This is a genomic window from Ectopseudomonas khazarica, from assembly GCF_017915135.1.
GTDB classification, from domain to species: domain Bacteria; phylum Pseudomonadota; class Gammaproteobacteria; order Pseudomonadales; family Pseudomonadaceae; genus Aquipseudomonas; species Aquipseudomonas khazarica.
This window is the reverse complement of sequence record NZ_CP068551.1, coordinates 3,033,467-3,053,392: the sequence shown is the minus strand read 5'-3', so window position 1 is coordinate 3,053,392 and position 19,926 is coordinate 3,033,467. Positions and strand designations below refer to the sequence as shown.

The 19,926-nt window shown below is 66.9% G+C and carries 18 protein-coding genes; 9 read left to right on the top strand and 9 right to left on the bottom strand.

Features of this window, described 5'->3' with window-relative positions; all coding sequences use genetic code 11:
• Positions 1-57 precede the first annotated feature (57 nt).
• Positions 58-864, bottom strand: coding sequence for a tetratricopeptide repeat protein (locus JLK41_RS14550; RefSeq protein ID WP_210389224.1), 807 nt, complete (start codon positions 862-864; stop codon positions 58-60).
• 151 nt (positions 865-1,015) lie between these two features.
• Here JLK41_RS14550 and JLK41_RS14545 point away from each other — a divergent pair, with 151 nt between their 5' ends.
• From JLK41_RS14545 to JLK41_RS14535, 3 genes are all read left to right on the top strand, one after another.
• Positions 1,016-1,390, top strand: coding sequence for a tetratricopeptide repeat protein (locus JLK41_RS14545; RefSeq protein WP_037048058.1), 375 nt, complete (start codon positions 1,016-1,018; stop codon positions 1,388-1,390).
• 73 nt (positions 1,391-1,463) lie between these two features.
• Positions 1,464-1,886, top strand: a complete 423-nt coding sequence (locus tag JLK41_RS14540; protein ID WP_175253929.1) for a DUF4124 domain-containing protein — start codon at positions 1,464-1,466, stop codon at positions 1,884-1,886.
• Positions 1,887-1,945: 59 nt separating this feature from the next.
• Positions 1,946-2,302, top strand: a complete 357-nt coding sequence (locus JLK41_RS14535; RefSeq protein WP_037048051.1) for a PilZ domain-containing protein — start codon at positions 1,946-1,948, stop codon at positions 2,300-2,302.
• A 12-nt stretch (positions 2,303-2,314) separates the two neighbouring features.
• Here JLK41_RS14535 and JLK41_RS14530 read toward each other — a convergent pair whose 3' ends face one another.
• Positions 2,315-3,118, bottom strand: coding sequence for a SirB1 family protein (locus JLK41_RS14530; protein ID WP_037048048.1), 804 nt, complete (start codon positions 3,116-3,118; stop codon positions 2,315-2,317).
• 100 nt (positions 3,119-3,218) lie between these two features.
• Between JLK41_RS14530 and JLK41_RS14525 the strand changes: the two genes are divergently transcribed.
• On the top strand, positions 3,219-4,241 hold the full coding sequence (locus tag JLK41_RS14525) for a Leu/Phe/Val dehydrogenase (protein WP_037048046.1): 1,023 nt from the start codon (positions 3,219-3,221) through the stop codon (positions 4,239-4,241).
• Here JLK41_RS14525 and JLK41_RS14520 read toward each other — a convergent pair.
• Together JLK41_RS14520 and JLK41_RS14515 are read right to left on the bottom strand one after the other, a co-directional pair.
• Positions 4,238-5,119 carry a DMT family transporter gene (locus JLK41_RS14520; protein WP_210389223.1) on the bottom strand — a complete coding sequence of 294 codons (882 nt, stop codon included), beginning with the start codon at positions 5,117-5,119 and terminating at the stop codon, positions 4,238-4,240. The genes JLK41_RS14525 and JLK41_RS14520 overlap by 4 nt on opposite strands.
• Positions 5,120-5,398: 279 nt before the next feature.
• Positions 5,399-5,803: a DUF488 domain-containing protein gene (locus JLK41_RS14515; RefSeq protein ID WP_210389222.1), complete on the bottom strand. Its 405-nt coding sequence runs from the start codon at positions 5,801-5,803 to the stop codon at positions 5,399-5,401.
• A gap of 79 nt (positions 5,804-5,882) precedes the next feature.
• Between JLK41_RS14515 and JLK41_RS14510 the strand changes: the two genes are divergently transcribed.
• Positions 5,883-6,125 (top strand): hypothetical protein, encoded by a 243-nt coding sequence (locus JLK41_RS14510; protein WP_210389221.1) that lies wholly within the window; start codon positions 5,883-5,885, stop codon positions 6,123-6,125.
• Positions 6,126-6,170: 45 nt separating this feature from the next.
• Here the strand turns inward: JLK41_RS14510 and JLK41_RS14505 are convergent, their stop codons facing one another.
• Positions 6,171-6,434, bottom strand: coding sequence for a YebG family protein (locus JLK41_RS14505; RefSeq protein ID WP_037048038.1), 264 nt, complete (start codon positions 6,432-6,434; stop codon positions 6,171-6,173).
• Between the two features lie 108 nt (positions 6,435-6,542).
• Positions 6,543-7,517, bottom strand: a complete 975-nt coding sequence (locus tag JLK41_RS14500; protein ID WP_210389220.1) for an MBL fold metallo-hydrolase — start codon at positions 7,515-7,517, stop codon at positions 6,543-6,545.
• 223 nt (positions 7,518-7,740) lie between these two features.
• Here JLK41_RS14500 and JLK41_RS14495 point away from each other — a divergent pair, with 223 nt between their 5' ends.
• Entirely contained in the window at positions 7,741-8,235 is a 495-nt protein-coding gene (locus JLK41_RS14495) for a phosphate-starvation-inducible protein PsiE (RefSeq protein ID WP_037048030.1), read from the top strand.
• A 10-nt stretch (positions 8,236-8,245) separates the two neighbouring features.
• On the opposite strand, the gene JLK41_RS14490 is transcribed toward JLK41_RS14495, so the two are convergent.
• The 3 genes from JLK41_RS14490 to JLK41_RS14480 form a co-directional block, all read right to left on the bottom strand.
• Positions 8,246-10,873, bottom strand: a complete 2,628-nt coding sequence (locus JLK41_RS14490) for a DEAD/DEAH box helicase (RefSeq protein ID WP_210389219.1) — start codon at positions 10,871-10,873, stop codon at positions 8,246-8,248.
• A 116-nt stretch (positions 10,874-10,989) separates the two neighbouring features.
• On the bottom strand, positions 10,990-11,985 hold the full coding sequence (locus tag JLK41_RS14485) for a GlxA family transcriptional regulator (RefSeq protein WP_210391240.1): 996 nt from the start codon (positions 11,983-11,985) through the stop codon (positions 10,990-10,992).
• Positions 11,986-12,097: 112 nt separating this feature from the next.
• Positions 12,098-12,976 (bottom strand): helix-turn-helix domain-containing protein, encoded by an 879-nt coding sequence (locus JLK41_RS14480; RefSeq protein ID WP_210389218.1) that lies wholly within the window; start codon positions 12,974-12,976, stop codon positions 12,098-12,100.
• Positions 12,977-13,209: 233 nt separating this feature from the next.
• Here JLK41_RS14480 and bglX point away from each other — a divergent pair, with 233 nt between their 5' ends.
• The 3 genes from bglX (at position 13,210) to mdoH (ending at position 19,832) form a co-directional block, all read left to right on the top strand.
• The gene (gene bglX / locus JLK41_RS14475) at positions 13,210-15,504 is read left to right on the top strand and encodes a beta-glucosidase BglX (RefSeq protein WP_425321824.1); all 2,295 of its coding nucleotides are present in this window, start codon (positions 13,210-13,212) and stop codon (positions 15,502-15,504) included.
• A gap of 253 nt (positions 15,505-15,757) precedes the next feature.
• Entirely contained in the window at positions 15,758-17,293 is a 1,536-nt protein-coding gene (locus tag JLK41_RS14470) for a glucan biosynthesis protein G (protein ID WP_210391239.1), read from the top strand.
• Entirely contained in the window at positions 17,286-19,832 is a 2,547-nt protein-coding gene (mdoH, locus tag JLK41_RS14465) for a glucans biosynthesis glucosyltransferase MdoH (protein ID WP_210389216.1), read from the top strand. The genes JLK41_RS14470 and mdoH overlap by 8 nt, the downstream gene beginning before the upstream one ends.
• Positions 19,833-19,926: the final 94 nt, after the last annotated feature.

Here is a 19,926-nt window from a genome sequence, read left to right as displayed (position 1 = left end):
TCGGCCTGGGTGTCCTGACATTACAGACCCTGGCGCGGCGAACGGCATTGATGTGGGTCAGCGCGCGCCCGGATTCAGGGCCAGGTCGAGGTGGCGGGCGGCCTTGGCGTTCAGCTCGCCTTCGGGGAACTGCACCAGCAGGCGACGCAGGTAGGCGATGGCCTTGTCCCGGTTGGCGGCCGAGTTGTCCGGCGCCATGTGCATCAGGGCCAGTTGGTACAGCGCCTTCTCCTTGATGTCGGCGGGGACGTGCGGGTCCGCTAGGCCCAGCATGTAGAGTTGTTCGGCCTCGTCGACCCGGCCCTTGAGCACGGCGCGGCGCGACAGCAGGGTCATGTCCGGATCGAGGCTGGGCTTGTACAGATCGAGGTTCTGGCTGGGTTGCCAGTGCGCCAGCAGCTCGCGCGATGTCTGGTGGATAGGCGCGTTCTCGCGCTGGCGGATCGTCTCGATACGCTGCTCGGCGCGATTGGCCGCCTGGCTGGCGGGAAATTCGTTGAGCACCCGGTAGAAGTAATTGAGGGCTTTGGGGTCGTCGCGCTGCTCGTTGAAGCGGTTCATGTAGATCAGGCCGATCTGGTACAGGGCGATGGCGCGTACCTCGTCACTCAGCTGGCGGTCACGGTAGCCCTCCAGATACAGTGCTTCGGCCTTGTCGCTATGGGCGTCGCGAATGGCCAGGGCGCTGTAGGTCAGCAGGTCGCCTTCGTCCTCGATGGCCGCCGTCATGCGCTTGGTCTTCAGGGCCTTGTACTCGACCACCTCGTTAGTGGTGACCTGGGCGATGAACAGCGGGGTGGTCGGTGCGCAGGCACTCAGCAGGCAGGCGCCGACGGCGAGGGAAATCAGGCGAACGAACAGCATGCAGGCTCCTTGGCCGGAACGGGCCGATGTCGCGCAGTCTAGTCAGGGCGCTGGGCAGCGCCAAGGCGATGGCGGCAAAACCCATCGGAGGTTTGTCGCTGTTCAGTTTTTCCGGCGCCTGTCGATACACTGCACATCGGAGGAATTACCCATGCGAACCCTGATCATCCTGGCCGTGGCGCTGCTGGCCGCGGGCTGCACCCGTGTATCGCTCGACCACCACCTGAACAACGCCTACCGCGCGTACCACGAGGGTGACTGCTCGCGCGTCGAACTCGAACTGTCACAGGCCGAGCGCAAGAGTCGTTCGCGCACCTACCTGCAGCCGGAAATCTCCCTGCTGCGCGGGCAGTGCCTGGAGCGCGAGAGCCTGTTCGTCGACGCGGCACAGACCTACCAGTTCATCATCGGCCGCTACCCGGCTAGCGAGTATGCCTACCGTGCCCGTGCACGCCTGCAGACGCTCGAGCAGCTAGGCCACTACAATCCGGCCGCGCCCGCCAAGGCCAGCCCGGCGGCGCTGTGAGCCATCGGTCGCGGGTCATTTCGTCGAGCTGCCGCGCGGTATAAGCTGGCGCATGTACCTCTGGAGAATGGCCATGCGCCGCTTGTTGTTGATCGCTGCTCTGCTACCGGCCCTGGCCACGGCGGAGATCTATCGCTGGACCGATGAGCAGGGCCAGGTGCACTTCGGCCAGCGCCCCGTCGCGGGCGCCGAGAGGGTCGAGGTGAAGCCGCAGGTCGTCGAGCGCGACGCGCAGACGCGCGAGCGTGAGGCGCGTAGCCAGCGCTTCTACGACGCCCGGCGCGACGAGCAGCAGCAGGCTGCCGCCGCAGCGGCCAACCAGCGCCAGGAACGGGCCAGCGAATGCCGTGATTTGCGCCGCCGCCTGGCACAGATCCCGGAAGGTTTCTCCTACTACCGCACCGATGCCAATGGCGAGCGCATTTACTACAGTGATGAAGAGACGGATACCGCTCGTCGCCAGCTGCGCGATCGCATCGCCGAACGTTGCGGCTAGGGCTGGCCTAGTGGCCGGGGGCGGGCCATACTCAAGACCCTTTGTAGCGATTCGCCACCATGCGCAGCCAGCGTCGAATCGAACGCCATCAGTTGCCCTACTACCTGAAGGTGTTCAATCGCATCACCGACAAGCCGATGGGCTCCATCGGCAATGTCTCCCTGGACGGCCTGATGCTGATCAGCCAGCTGCCGCTGCTGGTGGGTGCGCGTTTCGACATGCGCCTGAAGATTCCCGGTCAGCAAGGTGTGCGCTTCATCGACGTCTCCGCCACCTGCCAGTGGTGCCGCGAGGATGTCACGCCGGGCTGCTATGACTCCGGCTTCGCGCTGGTCGCGCCCCCCGCCGAGTATGTCGAGATGATCGAGGCGCTACGCTACTACTTCAGCTTCCATGGTCTGCCGGCATCGGCCTGAAGATCACTCGTTTCAGTGCACCGCAGGTGCTCTCTGCAGATTGCGCAGGCGCTGGCTCAGCTGCAGGCGCAGGCCTTCCTCCTCACAGAACAGCAGGGCACGCTCCAGGTCGTAGCGTTCGCCCTGCGGGCAATCGAGCTGCTGGTAAACGTCCGCACGGGCCAGGTGGTCGGCGAGGTTCGGCGGGCCGAGCTGGAGCACGCGCTCGGCATCCTTCAGCGCGGCCATGGGGTCATCATGCTGCAGGTGCAGCTGCCGCAGGTTGCGTGACAGGCGCTGCAGCATGGCCGCTGCATCGGCGGTCTGCAGGTGTACGGCGCTGAGTTCGACCCCCGCACCCTGCTGACGATACAGCTGCTCGCGACAGTCGCGGGTGTACAGGCGGCGGCCGCCACAGGGGTCGAGCAGGTGGTCGGCGCCTGGCACGCGCAGCATGAAATGGCCGGGAAAATTCACCCCTTGCAGCGGAATGTCCAGGCGTCGTGCCAGCTCCAGGGCGATCAGCGCCAACGCCAGTGGCTGGCCACGGCGGCGGCGCAGCACCTCGTGGAGCAGGGCATGGCGTGGGCGTGTCACGCTTTCGTCGTCTTCCTGGTAGTCGAGTTCGGCGAGCCGGCGCAGCAGCGGCTGGGCCAGCTCGCGCGCGGGCAGGGCCGGCAGTCCGGCGCTGACCTGCAGCTGCAGTGCGTGCAGGTCGGCGAGCAGGTTCGCCGGCTGCAACTGTTCGTCATGTTCGGCGGCGATCCACAGCGCTGCCTCGAACAGGGCAGGCGGGTCGCGTTGCAGGCACTGCAGGCAGGCTTGGCGTGGGCTCATCGCATTCTCCGGTGGCTTCTGCTCTTGTAGCCCCTGGTCGAACGCTCGTCCAGTTGCCCTCACCTATACTGTGGCCTGAAGTCAGACCGGGAGCTCGCCCATGTTCAGCATGATGGAAGCCGCCCGCCTCGAGGCCCTGCATCTGGCTGACGATCCCGTCAGTGGCCTCAAGGCCGTTATCGCCATTCACAGTACCCGACTCGGGCCGGCGCTCGGTGGCTGCCGCTACCTGGCCTATCCCGACGAGCAGAGCGCCATCCGCGACGCCATCCGCCTGGCTCAGGGCATGAGCTACAAGGCGGCGCTGGCCGGCATCGACCACGGTGGCGGCAAGGCGGTGCTCATCCGCCCGGCGCACCTGGACAGCCGGGCCGCGCTGTTCGAAGCCTTCGGGCGCTTCATCGAAACGCTGAACGGACGCTATATCACCGCCGTCGACAGTGGCACTTCCAGCGCCGACATGGATTGCATCGCCCTGCATACCCGGCATGCGACCAGCACTTCCAGTGCGGGCGACCCGTCGCCGCATACGGCACTGGGCGTATTCGCCGGTATCCGCGCCACCGCCCAGGCACGGCTGGGTGGGGATGATCTGGAAGGGTTGCGCATCGCCGTGCAGGGGCTGGGTAATGTCGGCTTCGCCCTGGCCGAGGCGTTGCATGCGGCGGGGGCCGAGCTGCTGGTCAGCGACCTGGACGCCGGGCGTGTGCAGCTGGCCGTCGAGCAGCTCGGTGCCCAGCCGATCGCCAGCGAAGCCTTGCTGACCACGCCCTGCGACATCCTCGCGCCCTGTGGCCTTGGCGGTGTGCTGAACCGGCAGAGCGTCGCTCACCTGCGCTGCGCCGCGGTCGCCGGGGCAGCCAACAATCAGCTGGCCAGCCCGGAGATCGCCGACGAGCTGGAGGCTCGCGGCATCCTCTATGCGCCGGATTACGTGCTCAATGCCGGCGGCCTGATCTACGTGGCGTTACGTCACCGCGGCGAGGGGTTGCCGGCCATCACCGCCCACCTGGCGCGGATCAGCCAGCGCCTGACCGACATCTACGCCCACGCTCAGGCGGAGAAGCGCTCGCCCGCCAGGGTCGCCGACCGGTTGGCCGAGCACCTGCTGTACGAACGCTAGCATTCGCTCGCCTGGCCGCGCTGCGGGGCCAGGCGGAAGACCAGCGTCAGGCCCAGCAGGATCGCGGCCATGCCGACCAGGGCATGTGCCGAGAGTCGGTTGCCCAGCAGCAGATAGTCGAGCACGCCGGTGGTGACCGGCACCAGATAGAACAGGCTGGTGACGTTGACCAGGTTGCCGGCCTGGATCAGGCGGTACAGCAGCAGCTGCGCGCCCACCGAGATCACCAGCCCCATCCACAGCAGTGGCAGCAACAGCCCGACATCGTACTCCACGCGCCAGTCCTGGCTCGGCAACAGCAGCAGGCTGGCCAGCAGGCACAGGCCGTACTGCAGCGGCAGTGCGTGCATGGGGCTCTGCCGCAGGTTCTTCTGGGCGATGCTGCCCAGGGTGATGCAGAGCAGGGCGCCGAGGGCGAACAGCATGCCGCTGACCGGCAGTGCGCTGTACAGCAGGCTGTCGCTGACGACGATCGTCAGGCCGCCGAGGGCCGTCAGCAGACCCAGCACGCGCAGCGGGGAGGCGCGCCGCTCCAGCAGCATCAGGGTCAGGATGGGTTGTACGCCCAGCACCGTGGCCAGTACGCCAGGCGTGATGCCCTCGGCCAGGGCCAGCATGTAGCAGATGCTGTAGCCGCCGATCATCAGCAACCCGGCCCTGGCGGTCGAGCAGCGCAGGCCGCGTTGCGGCAACCAGATGCCGGAATGGCTGGCGAGCAACGCCAGGGCCACGCAGGCCAGGGCGAAGCGCAGGACGAGAAAGGCGAACGGGGACGCATGGTCCAGGCCGAGGCGGGCGAATATGGCGCCGGCAGACCAGAGCAGCACGAACAAGGCTGTCGCGCCGTAGCGGGACAGAAGGGTCGAAGGGAAACGCATGATGGAACACCTGTCGATAAATCCGCGTGAGCTCCGTGCGCACGGGCGCAGCTCGGCAAGGCCGATAGGACGGAGCGGGAAGGTGCGGGGTGAACCCGCTTAGACGGCTGCCGGCGGAGGGGGAGTGCCGGCGTGACAGGCAGGTGGCGGCGCACAGCCATCGGCAGCGGCGCGGTAGGCGGCGCTGGCGAGATCGTTCGGGCGATGCGCGAGCAGGGTCATGGAAATGGGGTGACTCGGTTGTTGAGGTCCTGAGGCTAGCCTGAGCGGTCGGCGTGGTCAATCCGCATCGAACTCGCCCTGGTAGCACACTGCCGAACTCGGCGTGTCGCGTCGCAGCAGCTCCTCCTCGAGGAACTCCGCCAGCACGCGTGCGTTGTTGTGCGCCTCATCGCGTGCGGCGTAGAGCAGCGTCAGGGTGCCACCTGCCGCCCAGTGCAGCAGGCGCTGCCAATGCTCGGGGTGGCAGGCCAGTTCGTGGCGGTAGGCAGCGCGAAAGTCGGCGAAGGCAGGGGCGCGATGGCCAAAGCCCTTGCGCAGGGCGGTCGATGGCGCGACATCGGGCAGCCAGGCGTCGCACGCCAGGGCGTCCTTCGCCAGCCCTCTCGGCCACAGGCGGTCGACCAGCACACGCTGCCCGTCGCAGGCTTCGGCTTCCAGGTACACCCGTTTGCAGCGGATCATCAACCGGCTCCTTGCCTGCGGCAACGCTGCACTTGGCGTCGTGCGCGTGCTCGTTTAGCGTGGGGGAGGAGGAATCACCATGGACTATTTCATCATCGTCGTCACTACTGCGACCGGCCTGTACTTTCACTGGTGGCTGTTTCGCCGCATTCGTCAGTGGAGTGACCGCGACCTGGCACTTTCCTTCGCCGAGGGAGACGAGCCCAAGCGCCAGTACATGCTGGAGCAACTGGCCCGTGCCCGGCACGAGGGCATCAGCCGCCGTGAACTGCCCGCCTGGCTGGAGCAGGCAGCGACGCAGTATCGGCCAGGCAGCGCATGACCCCGAGGCCTCGACCGTCGAGCACGGCGAGGCCTACAGGGCTGGTCATTCGCTGGCCGCTTCGGCCTCGAGTTCGTCGAGCGCATCCGGCTGGTTCTTGAAGGCCTTGGCGAACACGTCGCGGTTCTTGGCCATGAAAATGCCGATTTCCTCGCCTTGCTCCTCGTTCAGCGACGGCACTGCCTTGTGCAGCACCTCGGTCAGGCGCTCGGCCAGTTCGAGCATCTTGTCGTAACGATCGGCTTCGGCCTTATCCATGAACAAGCGCTCCGGGTCGCGACTGCTGCGGTACACCACTTCGACGGCCATTCATCACCTCATCTGCCTTCATGCGTGTCTATCGGTAACTGTTTATTTGTACAGTGCTCGAAGCATAAAGAACTCGCTGCCGTTTTGCCAGCAGCGAGTGCCAGGAATTCAGCGGTCGCTACGGATCGGGCTGAATTCGGCGGGTACCCAGGCATAGCCCTGGGTGTCCTTGCGTACGTGGCCGAGGCCGGGGAAGGGCAGGTGCGCGCCGGCAACCCAGAGCTTGTCCCTGGCTGCTTCGGCGAGGAGGCGCTGGCGGGATTCCAGGGCCTTGGCGCTGTCGACGTCGAACTCGATGACCACCTCCGGCCTGGCGAACTGCACGGCATGGTTGTGCACGATGTCGCCCCATACCAGCAGGCTCTGCCCGCCCGACTGGAACAGGTAGGACGTGTGTCCGGGGGTATGCCCGGGGCTGGCCACCAGGCTGACGCCGGGCAGCAGCTCGCCCTGCGCTTCGTAGGGCTTGAGCTTGTTCATCCTGGCGTAGGGCGCAACGGCCTGCTGCGCCAGCTTGAACATGCCCTGCATGCCTTCGGGGGCCTTGGCCATGGTCGCCTCGTCGAGCCAGAAGTCGGCTTCCGCCTGGGGCACTTCCACGGTCGCGTTGGGGTAGGCCGGGCTGCCGTCGGCGTTGACCAGGCCGCAGGCATGGTCCGGATGCAGGTGGGTGAGCAGCACGGTATCGACCTGTTCCGGCTGGTAGCCGGACGCCTTGAGGTTGTTCTGCACCACGCCCAGCGTCGGGCCGAAGCACTGGGCGGCGCCGGTGTCGACCAGCACCAGGTTGTCACCGGTATTGATCAGGTAGGCGTTGACCGCGGTCTGCACGCCGTTCTCGGATGCGACGAACATGCGCGCGAGCAACGACTGCAGGTCCTTGTCGTCGATGCCCTTGAGCAGGCTGGCCGGCAGGTCGGTGTAGCCGTCGTACAGGGCCGTGACCTCGAAGTCCCCGAGCGCCATGCGGTAGTAGCCCGGCACCTGGCTCTTCTGTGGTGCCGGTGCGGCTGCCTGCAACGGCAGGCTGACCAGGGCGAGCATGGCGGATGACAAGGCGGTGCTCAGCGAGAAAAGACGCATGGGGAGATCCTTCGTTGAGTGGGGATGCCGCAGTGTGCGATGCCGGAGGCCGTCTTGGCGAGCCTGTCCTGTGCTTTCCGCGTCGAGCCGCCCGCTCTGGCCGGGCCTTGCGTCACATTGCCGCATCATCCTCGCGTAGGTCTTTTTCCTGCATGATGGTGGCCTGTGAATGCCCGCGGTGGGTGTTCGGGACGTCGTGCCGGGTTTGCTGGGGAGTTGAAGGATGAATTGGGCTGAGCGCTTGCGCGAACACATGCACGGTCTGGCGGAGTCGCTGGGCAACCTGCTGATGGAGGCGTTCCATTATCTGGCGCTGTTCGCCATCGGGGCGATCACTGCCTGGGCCGGGGTGATGGCCTTCATCGGCATGCTGGAGAAGGGCCACATCACGGTCGATGACATCCTGCTGCTGTTCATCTACCTGGAGCTGGCGGCCATGGTGGGGATCTACTTCAAGACCAACCACATGCCGATCCGCTTCATGATCTACGTGGCGATCACCGCGCTGACGCGCCTGATGATCTCCGACATCTCCCACACCCACAAACCAAGCTGGGGCGTGGTGATGGTGTCCGGGGCGATCCTCCTGCTGGCACTGGCGATTCTCGTGGTGCGCTATGCCTCGTCGCGCTTCCCTGCGGCTGCCGGCCCGGTGCCGCGTGGCAAGGTGCGCAACCGCGAGGATGCCGAAGCGGAGCGCGACGATGCCGCCGACTGAGGCGCATGCGCTATTGCAGTGGGGCGAACAGGGCGGCCAGGTCCGCCTCGTCCAGCTGCCACTGTCCCTGGCCACCGCTGCCTAGCACGCCCTCGGCCAGGCTGGCCTTGGCTTGCTGCAGGTGCTGGATCTTCTCCTCGACGCTGCCACGGGCGATCAGCTTGTAGACGAACACCGGCTTGTCCTGGCCGATGCGGTAGGCGCGGTCGCTGGCCTGGGCTTCGGCGGCAGGGTTCCACCAGGGATCGAAATGGATCACGGTGTCCGCTGCGGTGAGGTTCAGGCCGCTGCCGCCGGCCTTGAGGCTGATCAGGAACACCGGGAACTCGCCGGCCTGGAAGCGTTGCACCGGTGTGCGGCGGTCCTGGGTGCTGCCGGTCAGCTTGGCGTAGGCGATCTTGCGTGCCTGCAGCTCCAGTTCGATCAGCGCCAGCATCGAGGTGAACTGCGAGAACAGCAGCACGCGGCGGCCTTCTTCGACCAGCTCCACGAGCATTTCCAGCAGGGCGCTGAGCTTGCCCGAGTCGGCGGCGCTCAGGTCGCTCGCGTCGTCGCCGAGCAGGCGCAGGTCACAGCAGCTCTGGCGCAGGCGCAACAGGGCTTCGAGGATGACGATATGGCTGCGTGCCAGGCCCTGGCGGGCAATCTCGTCGCGTACCTTCTGGTCCATGGCCAGGCGCAGGGTTTCGTAGCGGTCGCGCTGCAGCTGGGTCATCTCGACCCACTGGATGATCTCGGTCTTCGGCGGCAGCTCGCTGGCTACCTGCTCCTTGGTGCGGCGCAGGAGGAAGGGGCGGATGCGCCCGCCCAGGTGCGCCAGGCGCTGGGCATCGCCACGTTTCTCGATGGGCGTGCGGTAGTCGCGGGTGAAGGCCTTGGCGTCGCCCAGCCAGCCGGGCATGAGGAAGTGGAACAGCGACCACAGCTCGCCCAGGTGATTCTCCAGCGGCGTGCCGGTCAGGCACAGGCGCAGGTCGGCCTGTACCTGCGCAGCGGCAGTGGCGGCCTTGCTGCGCGGGTTCTTGATGTTCTGCGCCTCGTCGAGAATCAGCAGGCGATAAGACTGCTGGTTCAGCGCCTTGAGGTCGCGCGGCAGCAGGGCGTAGGTGGTGAGGATCAGGTCGTGCGCGGCGATCTCCTCGAACAGCGCCTTGCGCTTGTTGCCGTGCAGGGCGAGCACGCGCAACTGCGGGGTGAAGCGGGCCGCCTCGTCCTGCCAGTTGGGGATCAGGCTGGTGGGCATGACGATCAGCGCGGGCTTGTCGAGACGTCCGGCCTGCTTTTCGCAGAGCACGTGGGCCAGTGTCTGCAGGGTCTTGCCCAGGCCCATGTCATCGGCCAGCACACCGCCCACGCGCAGTTCGGCGAGGGTCTGCATCCAGTTCAGCCCCTCTAGCTGATAGGCGCGCAGTTCGGCCTGCAGGCCTGCAGGCGCGGCCACTTCTCTGACCTGCAGTCGTTGCAGGCGCTGGGCGAAGCCGCGCAGCTCGTCACCGCCTTGCCAGTTCAGCGCCGGACCCTGCGCCAGTTCCGCCAGGCGTGCGGCATCGGCACGGCCCAGGCGCAGCGGCAGGTGGTCCTCGCCCGGATCGCGGAAATACAGCTCACCCAGCGTCGCCAGCAGCGGCTTGAGGCGGGCGAAGGGCAGGGCGATGCGCTTGCCGCCCTGGGGCAGGTTGACCAGCAGGCGATCCTCGTCGGCACGCTGGGCCAGCGCTTCGGGGGTCAGCAGCCAGGGCGTGCGGCGAATCGCCTGCAGGAGGATCGGCAGCAGGCTCAGGCGCTGACCTTCCACCTCGATGCCGAGCTCCAGGTCGAACCAGTTCTGCTGCGGGTCTTCCTCGACTTCGGCGTACCAGTCCTCGACCTCCGCCAGGTTGTACTGGAAGTCCGGGCGCATGTGGATCTGCCAGCCTTCGGCGCGCAGTTGCGGCAACTGGTTCTGCACGAAGCCGAGCCAGTCGCGCTCGCCCTCCAGCTCGAACGGCTCGCCGGCATCGGCTGGCAGGGCGTCGCTCTGCCGCAGGGCGACCTGCAGGCCAAGCTGTTCCAGGCGCTTGCGCAGCTGCGCCTCGGCGTTCGCATCGCGGATGACGCGCAGGTTCAGGTCGGCCTGGAGGCGCTTGACCAGGTCCTTGGCCGGCTTGCCGAAAGCCAGATGCCCGGCGTAGTCGAAGGCCAGTGCGGCGCGGTGCTGGGTCTGCTCCAGCATGCGCCCCTTGCGTGCATCGAAGTGCACGCGCACGTGGCTGCCCAGGGTCAGCACAGGGACGGGGCTGATGCCCTCCAGGCGCTGTTCGGCGACTTCCTTGCTCGGCACGATCAGCTCGGACAGGTCTGCGCCGCTCTTCTGCACGGTTTCCAGGGTGAGCAGGGCGGCGACCACGTGCTTGCAGTTGAAGCCGACCGGGCAGCTGCAGTGCCCGGTCACGCTCCACTTGCGCCCGTAGGGGTGCAGGGTGATGCGCTGCTGGTAGGTCTGGCCGGAGCCCCGGCAGTTCGCCAGGAGGCTGTGATCCCTGAGGCTGAGCAGCTTGCTGCGCTTTTCCTCGGCGTAGGCGATGCCCCGGCGCAGGTCGCCGGCGCCGAACTCGGAACGCCAGTCTTCCTGGCGCAGATGATGGATGTCGAGGGGCATCAGAACAGCCCCACAGTGGCGAAGGTTTGACGCATGAGCCAGCCGCGTGAATGCAAAGGGACCGATTTTCGCACAGGCGCGGGTGCTTGCGCAGGCACCCATGGTCGGTTCGCGCGTTACTTCCTGGCCTTGACGCAGCCGTGGCGCTGCTCCTTCGACGGCGGATAGCCGAAGAACGAGGCGTAGCACTTGCTGAAGTGGCTGGGGGAGACGAAGCCGCAGGCGAGACCGACATCCACGATTGGCAGCTCGGAGTGCTGCAGCAGGCGGCGGCTCTCGGTGATGCGCAGTTCCATGTAGTAGCGCAGGGGCGTGGTGCCGAGCTGCTCCTGGAACAGCCGTTCGATCTGGCGCGGCGAGCGGCCGGCGTACTGGGCGAGCTGGGCCACCGTCAGCGGCTCCTCGATGTTGCTCGCCATCAGGTTGATCACTTCACGCAGGGGTTCGCTCATCTTCTCGTGCAGCGCCGGCCGCGCGCGGCGGTAGCGGGATTCCTCGAACGCGAGGATATCCACCACGGCGTCGGCCAGGTGACGGCCGTACAGCTGGTTGATCCACTCCAGCACCATGTTGAAGGCGCCGGTCGGGCTGGCGGCGGTGAGCCGGTCACGGTCGACGATGTAGCTTTCGCTGGTGACCTGGCTGTCCTTGGCGATTTCCGCCAGGGCGGCGCGGTGTTCCGGGTGAATGGTGCAGCGGTAGCCGTCGAGCTGGCCGGCGCGGGCCAGGAACCAGGCGCCGTTCCACAGCCCGGACAGGGCGATGCCCTTGTGTTGCGCCTGTTTCAGCAATTGTCCCAGTTCCGGCATGTCGCGCAGCGCGGTGCGCAGGCCGCCGCATACCACCAGCAGGTCCAGTTCCGCCAGACCTTCGCTGCCGGCACGTGCATCGGGGCAGATGACCAGGCCCAGATCGCTGGTCACCGAACCGCCGTCGAGGCTGAGGGTCCGCGTGGCGAAGGCCTGGCTCTGGATCAGGTTGGCGGTGATCAGGGTATCGAGCGCCTGGGTGAAGGCGGGCAGGGAGAAGTGCTCGAGCAGGATGAAGCCGACGCAGGAAGTCTGGATCGTTTCGCGCTTGTCGCCCACGAAACGCACGTTCTGGCCCTGCATCGCCTCGCTGAACTGTCGTCTGGTTACCAATCGCGACCTCGTCGTGCACCCGCGCAGGCACCACCGGCGTGCCTGTCTGTCCGGTGCCGCACTATAACCTGCGTTGGCCGGATCAGGTTGGCTCGAACGCCTGGCGATAGCGGCTGGGGGTATCCCCCAGCGCCTGGCGGAAACGATTGCTGAAATGGCTGGCGCTGGCAAAGCCGCAGGTCATGGCCACCTGCGCCAGGTTCTGGCGGGTGTGGCGCAGCAGATGGCAGGCCAGCGCCATGCGCCTGGCCAGCACGTAGCGGTGCGGCGGCAGGCCGAAGCTGCTCTGGAACATGCGGGCGAAATGGTATTCGGAGAGGCTGCAGAGGCTGGCCAGGATATCCAGCGACAGCGGCTCGGCCAGGTGCTGCTCGATGTAGTCACGCACGCGCCGGCGCACTGCCGGTGCCAGGCCGCCCTTCAGGCGCAGGCCCTGGCGCAGGCCGACCTGGTTGAGCAGGGCATGGTCGAGCAGCTCATGCGCCAGGCTGCTGGCCAGCAGGCGCTCACCGGGCTCCTGCCAGTCGAGTCGGCAGAGCTGGCGAAAGCGCCCGGCCTGCTCGGCGTCCTCGAGGAAGGTCGCCTCTTGCAGCTGCAGGCTGCGCGGCTCACGGTCGAGCAGGGCGACAGCGCCGAGGGCGAACTGCTCCTGCTCGATATAGAGGTGGGCGAGCTGGATTTCGCCGTTGATGATCCAGGCCGACTGGTGCTCGGCGGGCAGGATGCACAGGCGGTCCGGCGCGCCGCGGTTGCCCGGTTGCTCGCGGCGGAAGGTGCCGGTGCCACCGGCCAGGTAGCAGGACAGGGTGTGATGGCTGGGGGCGAGGTAGTCGCGTGCATCGTGGGCGTTGCTCCAGTGCGCCACCGCCAGGCCGTCACCCAGCTCGGCAATGGCGTGCAGCCGCGCATGCGGCGAGCGGCTCATGCTCTGGAATACCTGCAGGTTGTCGAATGTCGCCATCAGCTTCTCCCGGATGCCGTCATGCTACACCCGCCATCCGGTAACGCCAGTCGCCGCGCGAAAAATGCGCAAGTTCGTGCAAGTGGCGGCGGTGCGTCCCGGATTGCGACCGCCTGGCTGCTCGCGTGAAGTACGGGCCGAGGTTTTTTGCGCGCGGCTACGGCGGCGCAGGGCGAGTCGGAGTATCGTGGCGAGCACTCGAACAATGATTCGCATCCCGGATGCCCTTCTCGATGACTGACCTGCGCTCGTTCGCCCTCGCTTCCCTGTTGATCACCCCCGGCCTGCTGGCTGCCGCCCCCTCCATCGATGACAAACCCGCCTTCATCGCCGACCTGGTCAGCCGCATGACCCTGGAAGAGAAGGTCGGTCAGCTGCGCCTGATCAGCATCGGCGGCGACATGCCGCGCGAGCGCATCCGCGAGGAGATGGCGGCCGGGCGCATCGGCGCCACCTTCAACTCGGTGGTGCGCCCGGAGAACCGGCCCATGCAGGAGGCGGCGCTGCGCAGCCGCCTGGGCATTCCGGTGTTCTTCGCCTATGACATCATCCACGGCCATCGCACCACCTTCCCCATCGGCCTGGGTCTGGCGTCGAGCTGGGACATCCCGGCCATCGAGAACAGCGCCCGGGTCGCGGCGTTCGAGGCCAGTGCCGACGGCCTCGACATGACCTTCGCGCCGACCGTCGATATCTCCCGTGATCCGCGCTGGGGGCGTACCTCGGAGGGCTTCGGCGAGGACCCCTATCTGGTCTCGCGCATTGCCGCTGCCATGGTGCGTGGCTATCAGGGCAGCGACCCCAGCGATCCGCAGCGCATCATGGCCAGCGTCAAGCACTTCGCCCTGTATGGCGCCGTGGAGGGCGGGCGCGACTACAACGTGGTCGACATGAGCCCGATGCGCATGTACCAGGATTACCTGCCGCCTTACCGGGCGGCCATCGATGCCGGTGCCGGCGGGGTGATGGTCGCGCTCAATGCCATCAACGGTGTTCCCGCTTCGGCCAACAGCTGGTTGCTGCGCGACCTGCTGCGCCGCGACTGGGGGTTCAAGGGCGTGGCGTTGAGCGACCACGGGGCGATCACCGAGCTGCTGCGCCATGGCGTGGCCAGCGATGGCCGCGAGGCGGCGCGTCTGGCGATCAGCGCCGGCGTGGGCATGAGCATGGCCGACACCCTCTATGACCAGGAATTGCCGGGCCTGGTGCGCAGCGGCGCGGTGCCGCAGCGCGTGCTGGACGAGGCGGTCAGCCATGTCCTGGCCACCAAGTACGACCTCGGCCTGTTCCACGACCCGTTCCGCCGTATCGGTCGCGCCGAGGATGACCCGGCCGACGTCAATGCCGAGAGCCGCCTGCACCGTGCCGATGCGCGGGCGATGGCGCGCGATGCCCTGGTACTGCTGGAAAACCATGGCGACACCCTGCCACTGAAGAAGACGCAGACCGTGGCCCTGATCGGCCCGCTGGCCGACTCGCCGGTGGACATGCTCGGCAGCTGGTCGGCGGTGGGCGTCGCCGAGCAGGCGGTGACCCTGCGCCAGGGCATGCAGGCGGCGCTGCAGGGCCGGGGCAAGCTGCTGTTCGCCCAGGGCGCCAACGTCACCGACGATGCCCATGTGATCGACTACCTCAACCAGCTCAACTGGGATCGCCCGGAGGTCGTGCAGGACAAGCGCACGCCGCAGGCGATGCTGGAGGAGGCGGTCAGGGTCGCCCGCCAGGCGGACGTGATCGTCGCCGCGGTCGGCGAGGCGCGTGGCATGTCCCACGAGTCCTCGAGCCGTACTCGCCTGGACCTGCCTGACAGCCAGCAGGCCTTGCTGCGCGCCCTCAAGGCCACCGGCAAGCCGCTGGTGCTGGTGCTGATGAACGGCCGCCCCCTGGCACTGACCTGGGAGAAGGACAATGCCGACGCCATGCTGGAAACCTGGTACAGCGGCATCGAGGGCGGCCATGCCATCGCCGATGTGCTGTTCGGCGAGCACAACCCGGCGGGCAAGCTGCCGATCACCTTCCCGCGTTCGGTCGGGCAGATCCCCAGCTATTACAACCATCTGCGCCTGGGCCGTCCGTACACCCCCGGCACGCCCGGCAACTACACCTCGCAGTACTTCGAGGAGCCCAATGGCCCGCTCTATCCATTCGGCTACGGCCTGAGCTACAGCGACTTCCAGCTCTCGGCGCCGAAACTCTCGGCACCGCGCATGACGCCGGATGAGCGGATTCGCGTCAGCGTGACCCTGAAGAACGCCGGACCGCGTGCCGGCGCGACCGTCGTGCAGCTGTACCTGCATGACGAGGCCGCCTCGGTGATCCGCCCGGTGAAGGAACTCAAGGATTTTCGCAGGGTCAAGCTTGAGGCAGGCGAGACTCGCGAGCTGAGTTTCGAGATCGACGAAAGCATGCTGCGTTTCTTCGATGCCAGCCTGCGTCATGTCAGCGAGCCGGGTGCCTTCCGTGTCCAGCTGGGGCTGGATTCGCAAAGCGTGCAGGAAGCGCGTTTCGAACTGTTGCCACGCCAGTGAGGGGTGGCCCTAGGAGGCAGAAAATATACTCGCGCGACCACCTGTGCCGGACTTCACGATCTGGTAATAATGCGCAGAAAGAATCCGCGCATGCGCAGGCACCACCGTCCGGTCGGTCGTCCGCATCGCGCTCGCGCTGTCCCATTCGCCTGTTTTCAACTCTCCGTAGCGGTCGCCACCGGGCTGGCCGCTGCCTGTCAGTACGTGTTGCCCTGGAGGCTGTGTGTCGATGAGTCGTTGTTCTGGAGCCCGTATGGGCAAGGCCGGCAAGCTGGCCCTCTGTGTGCTCCCTCTGTTGTTCGCAGCCCAGAGCTGGGCATTCGAGCTGGACGATGTGGCGGTCAAGGCCAAGGCCCTGGCAGCCGAGAAGTACCGCGCGCCGCAGAGCAATCTGCCGGCCTCCCTGCGCGACCTGCCGTTCGCCGGCTATCAGAAGGTGCGCTTCCGTGAAGACAAGGCTTACTGGCGCGACGGCAAGACGCCGTTCCAGCTGTACTTCTTCCACCAGGGCATGCATTTCGACCTGCCGGTGAAGATCAACGAAGTGACCGCCGAGGGCACGCGCGAAATCAAGTACGACCCGGCGATGTTCGACTTCGGCGACCTCGACCTGAAAGCGGAGGACCTCAAGGATCTCGGTTTCGCCGGTTTCAAGGTGATCCACGAGCTGAACGAGGCGGGCCGTCAGGATGAAGTGATGAGCGTGCTGGGCGCCAGCTACTTCCGCATCGTCGGCAAGGGCCAGGTGTTCGGCCTGTCCGCACGCGGGCTGGCCATCGACACCGCGCTGCCGTCGGGCGAGGAGTTCCCGCGGTTCACCGAGTTCTGGATCGAGAAGCCGCAATCCGACCGCGGCACCTTGCTGTTCTATGCGCTGCTCGACTCGCCACGTGCCACCGGTGCCTACCGCATGGAGATCGACCCGGGCCGCGACAGCGTGCTCGACGTGCAGGCCAAGGTCTACCTGCGCGAACCGGTGGAGAAACTCGGCATCGCGCCGCTGACCAGCATGTACCTGTTCGGCGCCAATCAGCCTTCGCCCCGTCACAACTATCGCCCCGAACTGCATGATTCCGACGGCCTGGCCATCCACGCCGGCAATGACGAGTGGCTCTGGCGCCCACTGAACAACCCGCAGCGCCTCAACGTCAGCAGCTACCGCATCGACAACCCGCGTGGTTTCGGCCTGATGCAGCGCAACCGCGATTTCGGCCAGTACCAGGACCTCGACGACCGCTACGAGCTGCGCCCGAGTGGCTGGGTGGAAACCGTCGGCGACTGGGGCACCGGCCATGTCGAGCTGGTGGAGATTCCCACGCCGGACGAGACCAACGACAACATCGTCGCCCTCTGGCGCCCCGACAACCAGCCCGCCGTAGGCGAGGCGCTGGACGTCCACTACCGCCTGCACTTCAGCCGGAACGACGCCAAGCTGCATGACCCGCAGCTGGCCATGGTCACCCAGACCCGCCTGTCCGAGGGCGACGTGAAGCAGGCCAACCTGATTCGTCAGCCCGATGGCAGCACCGCCCTGGTGGTGGACTTCGCCGGCCCGGTGCTGGCCGAACTCGCGGAGGACGCGGCCATCGAGCCGCAGGTGAGTGTCGACGGCAATGCCGAGATCGTGGAGAAGAACCTGCGGTACAACCCGGTGAGCAAAGGCTGGCGCCTGACCCTGCGCATCCTGGTCAAGGACCCGGCACAACCGGTGGAAATGCGTGCTGCCCTGGTGCAGGACGGCAAACCCCTGTCGGAAACCTGGAGCTACCAGCTGCCTGCCCATGAATAACTCCCTCGACGATACGCTGATCCAGGACTACCTGGAGGAACTGCCGCTCGACCCGCAGCGGCAGGAGGACCTGGTTCACCGCCTGGAGGAGGGTGGTGACCTGGCCACCCTGCACCATGCGCTGCAGATGCCGGAGGCGGCCAGCAGCGAGCCCCAGGAGGAAACGCGCGAGCTGCTCGAGTCGGTCCCGGCACGCCTGGCAATGGGCTGGCCGGACGCACTCGAACGCGGTTGCCGCCTCGTCGAGGATCACCAGGGCCGGCCGACCATCGAGTCGACCCCGCCGATCAAGCGCACGCGCATCGTGCCGGAGCCCTGGCAGACCAACATCCTCGACCGTGGCTGGCGACGCCTGAAGGGCGAGAAGCCGACGCCACGCCCGCGTACCCGCGAGACCGAGGATTTCGCCGAGGCGCGCTGGCGGCAGGTCGCGTCGATGCGCCGTGCTGCCCTGTTGCTGCTGATGGTGGCGCAGACGGTGGTCGCCACCTGGTACATGAAATCGGTGCTGCCGTACCAGGGCTGGTCGCTGGTCGACCTGGGCCTGGTCTTCGAGCAGCCGCTGCGCGAGTCGGCGCGACAGATCCTGCCGTACGTGGTGCAGACCAGCATCCTGGCGCTGTTCGCACTGCTGTTCTGCTGGGTTTCGATGGGCTTCTGGACGGCCCTGATGGGCTTCTTCCAGCTGCTGCGCGGGCGTGATCGCTACAGCATCTCGGCCACTGCCTGCGGCAACGAGCCGATCTCGCCGAAGGCGCGCACCGCGCTGGTCATGCCGATCGCCAACGAGCACGTGCCGCGGGTGTTCGCCGGCCTGCGTGCGACCTTCGAGTCGCTGAAGGCCACCGGGCAGCTGGAGCATTTCGATTTCTTCGTGCTCAGCGACAGCAACGACCCGGACATCTGCGTCGCCGAACAGCAGGCCTGGATGGAGCTGTGCCGCGAAGTGGAAGGCTTCGGGCGCATCTTCTATCGCCGCCGGCGGCGCCGGGTGAAGCGCAAGAGCGGCAATATCGACGACTTCTGCCGGCGCTGGGGCAGCAACTACCGCTACATGGTGGTGCTCGATGCCGACAGCGTTATGAGCGGCGACTGCCTGACCAGCCTGGTTCGTCTGATGGAAGCCAACCCCGGCGCCGGGATCATCCAGACCGCGCCCAAGGCGTCCGGCATGGACACCCTCTACGCGCGCCTGCAACAGTTCGCCACCAGCGTGTACGGGCCGCTGTTCACCGCCGGGCTCAACTTCTGGCAGCTGGGTGAGTCGCACTACTGGGGCCACAACGCGATCATCCGCGTCAAACCCTTCATCGAGCACTGCGCCCTGGCGCCCTTGCCGGGCACCGGTGCATTCGCCGGGGCGATCCTCTCCCACGACTTCGTCGAGGCGGCGCTGATGCGCCGTGCCGGCTGGGGCGTGTGGATCGCCTACGATCTGCCGGGCAGCTACGAGGAGCTGCCGCCGAACCTGCTCGACGAGCTCAAGCGCGACCGGCGCTGGTGCCACGGCAACCTGATGAACTTCCGCCTGTTCCTGGTGCGCGGGATGCACGCGGTGCATCGCGTGGTGTTTCTCACTGGGGTCATGTCCTATCTGTCGGCACCGCTGTGGCTGCTGTTCCTGGTGTTGTCCACCTGCCTGCTGGCGATCCACACGCTGATGGTGCCGGAGTACTTCCTGCAGCCCAACCAGCTGTATCCGCTGTGGCCGCGCTGGCAGCCGGAGGAGGCGGTGGCGCTGTTCTCGGCGACCATGACGCTGTTGTTCCTGCCCAAGCTGCTCAGCGTGCTGCTGATCTGGATCCAGGGCGCCGAAGCCTACGGCGGGCGCCTGCGCGTGCTGCTGTCGATGCTGCTGGAGGCTGGCTGTTCGGTGCTGCTGGCACCGGTGCGCATGCTGTTTCACAGCCTGTTCGTCAGCGCAGCCTTCCTCGGCTGGTCAGTGCAGTGGAACTCGCCGCAGCGCGTGGACGATTCCACGCCCTGGAGCGAGGCCTTGCGCCGTCATGGTTCGCAGGTGCTGCTGGGGATCGCCTGGACAGGGCTGGTCGGCTGGCTCAACCCGGACTTCCTCTGGTGGCTGGCGCCGATCGTGGTGTCGCTGATCCTCTCGCCGCTGGTGTCGGTGCTGACCAGCCGCACCGCGCCCGGTCTGGCTACGCGGCGCAGCAAGCTGTTCCTCATCCCGGAGGAGCACGAAGTGCCGCGCGAACTGAGCAACACCGCCGAGTACGAGCGCCTGAACAGCGCGCGTGCGTTGCGCCAGGGCTTCCTGCGGGCGGTGGTCGACCCGCTCTACAACGCCCTGGTCTGCGCCATGGCGCGTGCGCGCCATGCCAAGGTGGTGCCTGCCGCCGAAGCCTTGCGTGACGAGCGGATCGAGGAAATCCTCGCGGCCGGCCCGCAAGGGCATGTCGAGGCCACGCGCTGGCGCCTGCTCAACGACCCCGACGGCATGGCGCGCCTGCATGCGCGAATCTGGCAGGAGCCGCAGCAGCACAGCTGGCGCGAGGCCCGCGACCGCTTGCGCGACGCCTGAGCAATCGACCCTGTGTCGCAGGGTCGCCTGCGACACACTTGCTTACAGCCAGGTTTTTCCATTGCTACCTGCCTCAGTGCACCATGGCGTCTTG

What these genes read in the sequence shown, in the direction of transcription:
- bglX (WP_425321824.1), top strand. Translation starts at nt 13,210, where the DNA reads ATGACTGACCTGCGCTCGTTCGCCCTCGCTTCCCTGTTGATCACCCCC.
- mdoH (WP_210389216.1), top strand. Translation starts at nt 17,286, where the DNA reads ATGAATAACTCCCTCGACGATACGCTGATCCAGGACTACCTGGAGGAA.
- JLK41_RS14520 (WP_210389223.1), bottom strand. Translation starts at nt 5,119, where the DNA reads ATGCGTTTCCCTTCGACCCTTCTGTCCCGCTACGGCGCGACAGCCTTG.
- JLK41_RS14535 (WP_037048051.1), top strand. Translation starts at nt 1,946, where the DNA reads ATGCGCAGCCAGCGTCGAATCGAACGCCATCAGTTGCCCTACTACCTG.
- JLK41_RS14540 (WP_175253929.1), top strand. Translation starts at nt 1,464, where the DNA reads ATGCGCCGCTTGTTGTTGATCGCTGCTCTGCTACCGGCCCTGGCCACG.
- JLK41_RS14525 (WP_037048046.1), top strand. Translation starts at nt 3,219, where the DNA reads ATGTTCAGCATGATGGAAGCCGCCCGCCTCGAGGCCCTGCATCTGGCT.
- JLK41_RS14550 (WP_210389224.1), bottom strand. Translation starts at nt 864, where the DNA reads ATGCTGTTCGTTCGCCTGATTTCCCTCGCCGTCGGCGCCTGCCTGCTG.
- JLK41_RS14510 (WP_210389221.1), top strand. Translation starts at nt 5,883, where the DNA reads ATGGACTATTTCATCATCGTCGTCACTACTGCGACCGGCCTGTACTTT.
- JLK41_RS14480 (WP_210389218.1), bottom strand. Translation starts at nt 12,976, where the DNA reads ATGGCGACATTCGACAACCTGCAGGTATTCCAGAGCATGAGCCGCTCG.
- JLK41_RS14485 (WP_210391240.1), bottom strand. Translation starts at nt 11,985, where the DNA reads ATGCAGGGCCAGAACGTGCGTTTCGTGGGCGACAAGCGCGAAACGATC.
- JLK41_RS14500 (WP_210389220.1), bottom strand. Translation starts at nt 7,517, where the DNA reads ATGCGTCTTTTCTCGCTGAGCACCGCCTTGTCATCCGCCATGCTCGCC.
- JLK41_RS14505 (WP_037048038.1), bottom strand. Translation starts at nt 6,434, where the DNA reads ATGGCCGTCGAAGTGGTGTACCGCAGCAGTCGCGACCCGGAGCGCTTG.
- JLK41_RS14495 (WP_037048030.1), top strand. Translation starts at nt 7,741, where the DNA reads ATGAATTGGGCTGAGCGCTTGCGCGAACACATGCACGGTCTGGCGGAG.
- JLK41_RS14515 (WP_210389222.1), bottom strand. Translation starts at nt 5,803, where the DNA reads ATGATCCGCTGCAAACGGGTGTACCTGGAAGCCGAAGCCTGCGACGGG.
- JLK41_RS14470 (WP_210391239.1), top strand. Translation starts at nt 15,758, where the DNA reads ATGGGCAAGGCCGGCAAGCTGGCCCTCTGTGTGCTCCCTCTGTTGTTC.
- JLK41_RS14530 (WP_037048048.1), bottom strand. Translation starts at nt 3,118, where the DNA reads ATGAGCCCACGCCAAGCCTGCCTGCAGTGCCTGCAACGCGACCCGCCT.
- JLK41_RS14490 (WP_210389219.1), bottom strand. Translation starts at nt 10,873, where the DNA reads ATGCCCCTCGACATCCATCATCTGCGCCAGGAAGACTGGCGTTCCGAG.
- JLK41_RS14545 (WP_037048058.1), top strand. Translation starts at nt 1,016, where the DNA reads ATGCGAACCCTGATCATCCTGGCCGTGGCGCTGCTGGCCGCGGGCTGC.